At 72.9% G+C, this 10,121-nt stretch carries 8 protein-coding genes; 2 read left to right on the forward strand and 6 right to left on the reverse strand.

All coding sequences use genetic code 11. The annotated features are described in order from the left end of the window. Positions 1-94 precede the first annotated feature (94 nt). Both E0D90_RS19140 and E0D90_RS19145 read right to left on the reverse strand, forming a co-directional pair. Complete coding sequence (locus E0D90_RS19140) at positions 95-814, reverse strand: response regulator (RefSeq protein WP_130799397.1); 720 nt, start codon at positions 812-814, stop codon at positions 95-97. Beyond that, positions 811-2,586: a sensor histidine kinase gene (locus tag E0D90_RS19145; protein ID WP_130799398.1), complete on the reverse strand. Its 1,776-nt coding sequence runs from the start codon at positions 2,584-2,586 to the stop codon at positions 811-813. The genes E0D90_RS19140 and E0D90_RS19145 overlap by 4 nt, the downstream gene beginning before the upstream one ends. A gap of 526 nt (positions 2,587-3,112) precedes the next feature. Between E0D90_RS19145 and xynA the strand changes: the two genes are divergently transcribed. Together xynA and E0D90_RS19155 are read left to right on the forward strand one after the other, a co-directional pair. Then, positions 3,113-3,814, forward strand: coding sequence for an endo-1,4-beta-xylanase XynA (xynA, locus tag E0D90_RS19150; protein WP_130799399.1), 702 nt, complete (start codon positions 3,113-3,115; stop codon positions 3,812-3,814). Between the two features lie 197 nt (positions 3,815-4,011). Beyond that, complete coding sequence (locus tag E0D90_RS19155) at positions 4,012-4,377, forward strand: PH domain-containing protein (protein ID WP_103501651.1); 366 nt, start codon at positions 4,012-4,014, stop codon at positions 4,375-4,377. A gap of 14 nt (positions 4,378-4,391) precedes the next feature. Here E0D90_RS19155 and E0D90_RS19160 read toward each other — a convergent pair whose 3' ends face one another. The 4 genes from E0D90_RS19160 to E0D90_RS19175 form a co-directional block, all read right to left on the reverse strand. After that, positions 4,392-5,126, reverse strand: a complete 735-nt coding sequence (locus tag E0D90_RS19160) for a restriction endonuclease (protein WP_170215006.1) — start codon at positions 5,124-5,126, stop codon at positions 4,392-4,394. Between the two features lie 159 nt (positions 5,127-5,285). Further along, entirely contained in the window at positions 5,286-6,398 is a 1,113-nt protein-coding gene (locus E0D90_RS19165; protein WP_130799400.1) for a P1 family peptidase, read from the reverse strand. A 599-nt stretch (positions 6,399-6,997) separates the two neighbouring features. Then, the gene (locus E0D90_RS19170) at positions 6,998-7,315 is read right to left on the reverse strand and encodes a hypothetical protein (protein WP_103501648.1); all 318 of its coding nucleotides are present in this window, start codon (positions 7,313-7,315) and stop codon (positions 6,998-7,000) included. Between the two features lie 194 nt (positions 7,316-7,509). Next, entirely contained in the window at positions 7,510-9,732 is a 2,223-nt protein-coding gene (locus E0D90_RS19175; RefSeq protein WP_130799401.1) for a glycoside hydrolase family 9 protein, read from the reverse strand. Positions 9,733-10,121: the final 389 nt, after the last annotated feature.

The raw sequence follows: 10,121 nt of genomic DNA on the forward strand, positions 1-10,121 counted from the left end.
AGAGGGCGGGGCGGGTGCCGTCCCCCTCACCGTCAGGTCAGCGGCGCGTCAGGTCAGCGGCGCGTCACGTCACCGCCCCCACGTCACCGCCCCGTCAGCTCACCAGACCCGCCTGGTACGCCAGCACCGCCGCCTGCACGCGGCTGTCCGAGCCGGTCTTGTCCAGGATGGCACTGACATGGCTCTTGACCGTGCCCGCGCCGATGCCCAGCCGGCGGCCGATCTCCATGTTGGCCAGGCCGTGTCCCAGCAGGACGAGCACATCGCGTTCCCGGTGCGTCAGCGATTCCACGCGGCGCGCGGGACCGTGCTCCTCCTCCGGGTCGGTCCCCCGGCCCGCACCGGGCGGGGAGGCGCCGCCTCCGCCGCGCAGCATCCTCGTGATGACGGTGCCCGTGACACCGGGCGAGAGGACGGCGTCGCCCGCGGCGGCCGCCCGGACCGCGCTGATGAGCTCCTGCGGGCCGTCGTCCTTGAGGAGGAAGCCGGTGGCGCCCGAGCGGAGCGCGCGGGTCACGTTCTCCTCGTCGCCGAACGTGGTGAGCATGACGACCTGTGGCCGCGGTTCGAGGGCGACGAGCCGCTCGACGGCGGCGAGTCCGTCGAGCACCGGCATCCGGACGTCGACCAGGGCCACGTCCGGCCGGGTCTCGGCGGCGACCCGCACGGCGTCCTCGCCGTTCACCGCCTCGCCGACGACCTCGATGCCCTCCGCGTGGCGCAGGATCAGCCGGACGCCGTGCCGGATCATCTCCTCGTCGTCCGCGAGGAGCACCCGGATCGGGCGCCGGTCCGACGTGGGCGATTCGGTCATGGGGCCTCCCGCGGTGGTGTCCGCGACACCGTCGGCACCGTGAAACGGTCGATCACGGCCAGCGTGTCACCGCGGAAACAGTAGCGGGTGATGCGGTACTCGTCGGTCTCGCGCGCCTCCAGCGGGCTCAGCAGCCAGGACGACGTGGCGGAGTCCGGCGCGGCCGGCGGCACGGCGTCGGGCGGCTCGTGCCGGACCTCGTAGGCCGACGCCATCGGGTAGATGCAGCTGGTCACGGACGGCGGGTGGGGCGGCTCCCAGCCGTGCGCCGCCGCGCGCACCAGAGGGCTGTCCCCCCAGACCGCTTCCCTGACCTCCGCGCGGGACATCCCGATCCGGGGCTGCTCGGCCCCCGAGTACGCCGCGCCGGGCCTCGCCTCGTCGACGAGCAGGACGCCGAAGGTCATCATCACGCCCACTCCCGCGAGGCCGAGCAGCCCGGTCGCCGCGCCCGCGGCCCGTCGCTGGAACCGGGCGAAGCCGGCGTTGCCGTGCGGTTCGTAGGCCGGCAGGTCGTGGCCGGAGTCGGTCGCGGCCAGCACGGCCTCGGGGTCGGGCTCCCCCGGCATGTCCGCACTCACCGCGAAGCCGCCCGCCGGAGTCGGCCCCGCCTCCAGGGTGCCGCCGAGCAGCGCCACCCGTTCCCGCAGCCCGGTGAGGCCGCGGCCGGTGCCGAGTCCGGTCGCCGCGGGCGGCGGCGCGGGGGGAAGCCCGTTGCGGACCAGCAGAACCACCCGGTCACCGGTGTGGGTGACGGCGACGGTGACGTGCGCCCCGGCGGCGTACCGGTGCACGTTGGTGAGCGCCTCGCGGACGACGCGGTGCACGGCGCGCCGCACCTGGGCGGGCCGGCCGTCGAGATCGGGTCCGTCCCAGGTCAGCTCCACCGGGATGCCGACCCGGCGGGACTCCTCCGCGAGTGCCTCGATGTCGGGCCGGGTACCGGTGGCGTCGGTCAGGGCGTCCGACCCGGTATCGCGCCCCAACGGGCCCAGCACGCCGAGGACTTCGCGGAGCTCGCGCATCGCCTCACCGGTGGCGCGGCGCACCAGGACGGCCTCGTCGCGCAGTTCGGGCGACTCCTTCTGCAACGCCATCTCCAGGCCGCCGGCGTGCAGCGAGATCAGGCTCAGGCGGTGGCCGACGAGGTCGTGCATCTCGGCCGCGATCCGGGACCGCTCGTGGATGCGCGACTCGCTGTCGGCGAGCCGGCGCGCCTCCTCCGCGGCGGCGGCGCGGTCCCCCAGCGCCGACATCAGCCGGGCCTGCTGGCCGTGGGTGACGCCCACCAGGCCCGGCACGACCAGCGCGGTCGCGGCGAGGACGAATCCGAGGGCGAGCCCGTAGGAAGAACTGCCCCCGCCGAACAGCGGCGTCGTCAGCGCCGGGAGCACCGTGACCAGTCCGACGGAGCCCAGCAGCACGAAGACCCGCCGTCGCGACGGCACCATCAGCTTGGCGGTGGTGTAGGCGGTCACCGCGGCGAGCAGTCCGGCTCCGAGCAGCCCGGCGGCGGTCAGCAGGCTCATCAGCGCCGAGATGCCGAGCAGGCTGGTGGCGGGGGTGCGGCGGCGGACGACGAACAGGGCCAGCGCGGCGACACCGAGGACGATCTGGACCACCGGCCCGAGCGCCACCGTGTTCATGCTCTCCAGCGCCATCGCGCTCATCAGCATCAGCAGCGCCCCGCCGACGACCTCCGCGAGGGCGCGCCAGCGGCCCCGGCCTGCTTCGCCGGGTGCGGTGAGGAAGCTGCGGGAGGTGAGGGCCATGGGTCAATTGTCGGGGTGGCGGGGCCCTCGGAGACGGGACCTGAGGGTGAGCCGCCCTCTCCCTTTCGGCAGAGGCGACCAGCTGCGGCGGGTCACTCGCTCGTCCTGGCGCGAACCGCCATCCCTTCCGGAACATTACCGGAGAGAATGGCAACACCATGGGGCACGATCGCGCCGGATTCCCCGAACCGAGAATGACCGGAAGCGTGTCTCACAGGGTTGAACTGCAAAGTTCAACCGCAGCACCCCTCACACCACCGCCTCAGCCTTCCGGGAATCTTGCGGAACAGCTTGACACCCCGGCGGAGTCGCAGGATGGTCATGGCGTCGACGGGCGGTCACCCTCCGTCGATCCGGGTCATCCGTGTGACCCGGTTCTCCGGTCTCGGGCCGCACCACGACCGGTCAGGACACGCCGCGTCGGTGGACGTCGACGCGTGCGGACGGTCCTCCTCGGCCACAGCTCCGGGTCCGACGTGTCCCATCGCGCTGCCCGGCCTCGCGCCGGCCTTCACCAGGAGGAAGCATGGACAGGGAAGTCTCCCCCGCTCGCCCGCTCAGCCGCAGGTTCTTCATCGGCGGCGCCGGCGCCCTCGCGCTGGCCTCGTCCTCGGCACTGACGACCGGCGTCGCCCGCGCCGACGTCGGAGCCCTGCAGACCATCACCCAGAACGGGGAGGGGACCCACAACGGGTTCTACTACTCGTTCTGGACCGACGGCGGTGGCTCGGTCTCGATGACCATGGGCTCGGGCGGCAACTACAGCACCCAGTGGCGCAACACCGGCAACTTCGTCTGCGGCAAGGGGTGGCGCAACGGCGGGCGGCGGAACGTGCACTACTCCGGCAGCTTCAACCCGTCGGGCAACGGCTACCTCACCCTCTACGGCTGGACGTCGAACCCGCTGGTGGAGTACTACGTCGTCGACAACTGGGGAACCTACCGCCCCACCGGCGAGTACCGCGGCACCGTCAACAGCGACGGCGGCACGTACGACATCTACCGCACCATGCGCTACAACGCGCCGTCGGTCGAGGGCACCCGGACGTTCCCGCAGTACTGGAGCGTGCGGCAGTCGCGGCGCACCGGCGGCACCGTGACCACCGGCAACCACTTCGACGCCTGGTCCCGGGCCGGCATGGGCCTGGGCAACTTCAGCTACTACATGATCATGGCGACCGAGGGCTACCAGAGCAGCGGCAACTCCAACATCAACGTGAGCGGCTGAGCCGCACGGCTCTTCGCTTCGGCACACATCGCGCCGGGGTGGCGTGGCGGGCACCGTCCGCCGCGCCACCCCGGCCGGGCGGCGGGGGTGAGACATCGCCGCTGCGCGGCGGTCGGCAGCGGAAGGGCTGTCGGTGGCGGTCATGTCGGATTACTGTGCGGAGATCGGCTGATCAACGAGCACACAGGGGGCCAGCGATGGGGATCTTCGGGAACGCGCACACGGTCGACCCGGCAGCGGCGCAGCAGGAGTACGCGCGGCTGTTCGGCCAGGGGGAGCGGGTGCACGCGGCGTACCTGCTGGTGCGCGACACCATGCTGTTCACGGACCGGCGGCTGATCCTGGTGGACAAGCAGGGGATCACCGGCAAGAAGGTGGAGTACCACTCGATCCCCTACAGGAGCATCACGCACTTCGCAGTGGAGACCGCCGGAACGTTCGACATGGACGGCGAGCTGAAGATCTGGATCTCCAGCAACCCGGTCCCGGTGGCGAAGACCTTCACCAAGAGCGTCGACATCTACGAAGTACAGGCGATCCTCACCCAGTTCGTGACCGGGTAACGCGGTTCCGCCGCTCAGCCACGGGTGCGGCGGTCGCCGTAGGTCTGCCGCCACCGGCGCTGGTGGCGGATGTCGCCCTGGCCGGCGTCGCCCAGTTCGGCGAGGTCGGTGAGGCGGGCGCCACCGAGCCAGTGGCCGAGCAGGTCGCGGGGAACGAGCACGATCCGGCTGTCCAGCGCGGTGCGGCGGGCGTCACGGCTGAACTTCGCCGTGGTCACGAAGATCGCGACCTCCGCGGAGGCGTAGGCCCGCGCGCCGATCAACTCGCGGACCGCGCCGCTGGAGACGGTGTAGGCGGGCGCGTACCGCTTGCACTGCACGACGAAGCTGCGGCCGTCGGGCAGCCGCCCGGTGACATCGACGCCGTTGTCCCGGGCACCGCCGACGCGGCGGACGTCCCGGCAGCCGTCACGACGGCAGAGATCCGCGGTGAGATGCTCGAACTCGGTCCCGGTCAGGCCGTCCACATCGGACCGGCCGACCTCGCGCAGGGCACGTGAACGGGCCTCCTCCTTGCGCCAGTCGCGGTCGGCCGCGCTGCGGACCCGGTGCGCGCGGCGCAGCAGCACTCCCCCGGTCACGGCTCCGGCGAGCAGCAGAGCCACCAGCAGATAGGGCACGAAGTCCGTTCCGTACAGGACGAAGAGCGCGAACAGGGCGAGCGCCCCGGCGCCCGCCACGCGGCGGCGCAGCGCGGCGCGCCGCCGTGCCGATGAGCGTCCCCGTTTCCGTCCCCGGCCGCGTGCCACGTACGTCCCCCTTCACCCGTTCCGCCCCCGCGCGACACCGGGAGTCTGGCCCGTGTCACTGGCGGTGAAACCCCACCGGCACGGCAGGTCCGGCCCGGGCGCGGACGTGGTTGTGGTTGTGGTTGTGGGCGTGGGCGTGGGCGTGGACATGGGGCCCGGTCAAGGGATCACGGCGGACAGCGGCAGCCCGTGCGCCGCACGGCCGCCGGGCGTGCGGACGGTCCCGGCCGTGAGGAGTGCGTCGATGACGGCCTCCTCCACCGACTCCCGCACGCCCTCGAACACCGCGTCCAACTCGGCGGGCGACAGGGTGCGCGGGGCGTGCGAGCCGGTCGCCGAGAAGGCGAGACCGTAGTCGCCGCTGCCGTGGCTGTAGTTGGCCCCGACCCGGCCGAGCGCCAGCGCGCCGCGCGCCGCGATCCGGGTCAACTGGTGCGGCGGGCACGGGAAGTCGAGGGCCAGGACGACCACACAGGAGCCGTTCTCGGTGCGTTGGCCCGCACGCGGGACGCCCGCGCTCTCCGGGGTCACCGTGCGCTCGCCCACCCGGAGTTCGCCGCCCATGTTCGCCTGTACCAGCGCACCCACCGTGACCGGGCGCGCCGCGGGTCCGTCCTCGGCCGAACAGTTCGCTTCGGTAGGGGTGTTGATCGGACCGACCAGCCGGGAAGCGGTGCCGATGCCGCCCTTGAAACCCAGCGCGCACGCCCCGGTACCGCCGCCGACGCTCCCCTGCGTGACCGGCCCGGCCGCGGCGGAGTCCAGCGCCGCCAGTACGTGGGCCTCGGTCAGTGGCCGGGGCCGACGGGCGGACAGCCAGGAGTCGTTGATCTCGCCGACCACCGGATTCACCGAGGTCGGCGGCGTCTCGGCCCTGTCCAGGACCCAGGTCAGCAGCGCGTCGGCGGCCCGGAAGGCGGAGAGCGTGGAGGTGAGCAGCACCGGAGTCTCCAGTTCGCCGAGTTCGGCGAGCTGGGTCGCTCCGACGAACTTGCCGTAGCCGTTGGCGACATGGAGAGCGGCGGGCAGCGTCGGCCACTGCCCGAGGCCCTCGGGGACGATGGCGGTGACCCCGGAGTACAGGCCGGCCGCGTCGTCGCGCAGTGTGGTGTGGCCGACGAGGACACCGGGGACATCGGTGATCGCGTTGTGCGGGCCGGGTGTGAGCCTGCCGACGCGGTGGCCGGCCTGGCGCAGCCGGGTCGGCACCTCGCGCGCCGTCCCGCCGCCGGGGCCGTCCTGCCGCCCGTGCCCTTCCTTGTGCCCGTTCATCGTCACCGTTACCGCCCTTCCGCACCGCCGGACCTCGGCCGGTTGCCATGATGCCCGGGCCTCACGCCCGGAGCGCGCGGGGCGGGGGTGGCAGTCGGCGTCCGGCAGGAGGTCGCGGGCGGCGTCACGGGCGGGGCCGTCGACCTCGACGACGGCGAGCAGCCGGGCGCCGTCCTCCCGTGCGCGGTCGGTGAGGGCGACCATCAGTCCGAGGGTGCCGGCGTCGCCGACGGCGAGGGCGGCGGCGGGCTCCGTCCAGCGGAAGCCGCGGGCCGAAGCGATACCGCACCAGGTCAGCGGAGCGCCCGGCTTCAGCGACTCGACCAGTCGCAGGCCGGGGGCGTCGGCGTGGTGGTGGCGGTGGACGAGGACCGTCGCCGCGCCGGTGGCCGGGTCGATCGTCCCGGGCGTGTAGTGCCGGAACTCCCCCGTCCTTGACACGGAACGCTGTGACGTCGCAGCGCGACGGCTTGTGGGTCCCGACGCGCAGCAGGGTGGGCGCGAGTTCCTCGTGACCGGTGATCCGTTCGGGGCCGGCCGGACCCCGGACGCCGCCCTGCCGGCGGCCGTGTCGCGCAGCTCCGGTCACGCAGCTGCGGTCACGCGGACTGGCCGGTCACGAAGCGGCTGACGCGACCGTCGGTGACCGAGAACGTCCAGCGGGTACGCAGCCCTCCCCACACCGAGTTGGAGTACGTGGCGGTGAGGTTCCGGCCACCGTCCGTGACCTCCTCGACCTCCAGGTGCCCCTTGGCGCCGAAGATCTCCCGGTCCGCCCACGCGGTCAGATCACGCTCCGTGCCGTCGTCGGCCATGGTCGCGTCGTCCGTCAGCGCGGCGAAGAACGCCTCGCGGTTGCCGGAGTTGACCGCCTTCACGAAAGCAGCCACCGCCGGGTCCTCGATCGTCGCAGTCATCGTGCGTCCTCCCTGCGAGGGAACCGCCCCGAGTCGCCCTCCAGGATAGGAAGGGCCGCCGTGCCCCGCACGTCCGGCGGGGCACGACGGCGAACCGCGCCTCCTGCTCCCCGGGCCGGGGCAGAGGCCGGAGCCGGGGCCGGCCGCCGGTGTCGCTCCGCTCACGGGCGGCGTGACACCGGCGGCCGGAGGGGTCAGGCGCCGTCGCCGAGGTCGTCGGCGAAGGAGGCGACCCAGGCCAGTGGGGCGTTCCAGTTGATGGTGATCTCGTTGGTGGCGTAGGACTCGATGTGGTCGATGTAGCACATCGCCGGGGCGCAGCCCTCCAGCAGGTCGGCGGCGATCGGGTCCTGCAGTTCCTCGTTGGGACCGCCCGCGACGGAGCCGGGGGCCGGGTTGGGCAGGCTGGGGTTGAGCTGCTTGGCCCAGTGGCGGTGGTGCTGGTTGCGGGAGTCCCGCTCGCCGTAGCCGGTGACGTAGGACTGGTTGAGCGGGTTGCGTCCCAGGACGTAGTCGAGACCGCGGAGCACGGCGGTGCTGTAGCGGCCCTCGCCGGTGAGGTCGTGGGCGATGCCGAGGACGACCATGTTGTTGAGGACCTGCGAGTTGGAGCCCCAGACGTACTGCTGGGCGAACGGCACGCCGTACGCCTCGGTTTCGGAGTCCGCGGCGTAGCCGTCGGCCGCCTCCAGCAGGGTCTCGGTGATCTCCGCCCGCTGGGCCGGGGTGAGTTCGGTGTCGACGGTGGCCAGGGTGATCGCGCCGAGGCCGGCGGTGGCCGCCCAGGCGAGGCCGCCGCGCGGGAAGACCAGGTCGGTGTCGCCGTGCAGCGGGGAGTTCCAGACGTCCTGCCGGTAGTGGTCCTCGCCGGTGGTGGCGAAGAGTTCGGCGGCGGCCCAGTAGAACTCGTCGCTGACGTCGTCGTCGCTGTAGGCGCCGCCGCCCTGGGCGTCGTTCGGGTCGGCGAAGAGGTCGGGATGGGTGAGCGCGGCCTGGTAGGCGGTGACGGCGGTCGCCACGGCCTCGGCGGCGAACTCGGCGTCGTACGGCTCGAAGAGGCGGGCGGCCTGCGCGCCGGCCGCGGCGAGGTTGAGGGTGGCGGCGGTGGACGGCGGGTGCAGCTCGCGGCGTTCGGCGTCGCGGTGCGGCAGCAGCGGCAACCCGGTCCAGTTGGCGTCGTGCAGCTTGTGATGGGCCATGCCCGCCAGTTCCTCGCCCTGCGGCACCTGCATGGCGAAGAGGAACTCCAGCTGCCAGCGCGCCTCGTCGAGGATGTCGGGCACTCCGTTGCCCTGTTCCGGCACGCTCAGCGAGCCGTCGCCCAGTGCCACGCCGTCGGCGGCCTCGGCCCACAGCGTGCGCTCGTAGGTGCCCATCAGCTGGGCGACGGAGATGCCGCCGTTGACGACGTACTTGCCGTGGTCACCGGCGTCGTACCAGCCACCCGGCGCGTCCAGCCGGTAGTCGCATACCCCCGGCTGGCAGGGCACGTCGAAGTCGCCCTGGTTGGGCGCGATGTTGAGGTGCCCGGCCGGGCGGGCGTACTCCTCGCCGACGAGATCGGCGTCTATCTCGATGCCGCTGCGGTTGTGGTAGTAGTACGCGAGCGCGTCGCCGCGCAGTCCGGAGTAGAGGTCGTCCCCGATGGCGAACGGTTCGCTGGTCTCGCCGTCGATGGTGACCGTGTAGCCCTCGCCCTCCCGGTCGACGTCGTCGAAGGCGAAGCGGTGCACGTTCTGGCCGGAGGTCGGGTCCGTTCCGAACGGCTCGGTCTCCCCCGACGCCGTCTCGGTACCGTCCGCGTCGTGCAGCGTCCAGGGCAGCGACGCCGGGGCGTCGGTGACGACGGTGCCGCTCTTGGGCCCGTGGGTCAGATAGCCGACCTGGTTGACCCGGACCGGGGAGCCGGTGTCCGGCTCGTAGACCGGCGGCACCGCGCCACCGCGCAGCGACACCTCGTCCAGGCAGAAGGTGAACGGGTTGGGCGAGCCGCCGAGTTCGATGGAGAACTGGGCGGCGTCGTAGTCGGCGCCCGCGGTGAAGACATGCTCGAAGGAGACCGGCGCGGTGGAGACCGCGTCGGTGGTGGAGATCTCCTTGGTGTAGGGCTCCTCGGCCAGCATCACGTTGGCGCGGGAGACGGTCGGGGCGGTGGAACTCGCCGTGTAGCGAAGGGCGTAGCTCTCGCCCTCCTCCAGTTCGATGTCCGCCTGGCCGATGATGGCGTCCCACGGGTTGATGGTGCCCCCGGGGATGTCCACGCACAACCGGCCGTCCAAGACGGCGCCTTCGGCGTTCGGGGTCCACCACCACGCATCGGTGCCGTCGGCGAAGTCGCCGTTGACGATAAGTTCGGGCCCCTCCTCCCCGCCCGGCGCGGTTCCTGACTCCGCGCCGACGGCGGGCACCGCCAGCATGCCGGCGGCGAGCGCGGCGGCGGTGGCGACGCCGAAGAGCGCGCGGGTCCGGCGGGGCGAGCGGTTCGGGCGGGGCCCGGGCGACGGCGGTGGCGGCGAGGCGTCCGACGTGCGGATGTGACGGTTCACGGCTCGTTCCTTCCAGCGGTGGGGGCCCGGTGGCACCGGCGAGGTGGGGGCCGGTGACCGGACGACGCGGAGCTTCCACGACACGCTTGGGAGCGCTCCCACTGAGCGTGGAACCACTCCAGCAAGACGTCAAGACGGCCGACAGCGGAAAGTCCGGAAGCGCTCCCATACCCTGGCGCGGCCGTTCACGAGCCGCTAGCGTCCCCGACTGCCGTGGCCGGGCCGGGCCGGCCGACCGGTGGACAGCCGCCCCCGGGCCC

Origin of the sequence: Streptomyces otsuchiensis (assembly GCF_004305975.1) — a bacterium.
In the GTDB taxonomy this organism is placed as follows: domain Bacteria; phylum Actinomycetota; class Actinomycetes; order Streptomycetales; family Streptomycetaceae; genus Streptomyces; species Streptomyces otsuchiensis.

Excerpts from the sequence above, each read along its gene's own strand:
- E0D90_RS19140 (WP_130799397.1), bottom strand. The coding sequence starts at position 814 with ATGACCGAATCGCCCACGTCGGACCGGCGCCCGATCCGGGTGCTCCTC.
- E0D90_RS19145 (WP_130799398.1), bottom strand. The coding sequence starts at position 2,586 with ATGGCCCTCACCTCCCGCAGCTTCCTCACCGCACCCGGCGAAGCAGGC.
- xynA (WP_130799399.1), top strand. The coding sequence starts at position 3,113 with ATGGACAGGGAAGTCTCCCCCGCTCGCCCGCTCAGCCGCAGGTTCTTC.
- E0D90_RS19155 (WP_103501651.1), top strand. The coding sequence starts at position 4,012 with ATGGGGATCTTCGGGAACGCGCACACGGTCGACCCGGCAGCGGCGCAG.
- E0D90_RS19165 (WP_130799400.1), bottom strand. The coding sequence starts at position 6,398 with ATGAACGGGCACAAGGAAGGGCACGGGCGGCAGGACGGCCCCGGCGGC.
- E0D90_RS19170 (WP_103501648.1), bottom strand. The coding sequence starts at position 7,315 with ATGACTGCGACGATCGAGGACCCGGCGGTGGCTGCTTTCGTGAAGGCG.
- E0D90_RS19175 (WP_130799401.1), bottom strand. The coding sequence starts at position 9,732 with ATGCTGGCGGTGCCCGCCGTCGGCGCGGAGTCAGGAACCGCGCCGGGC.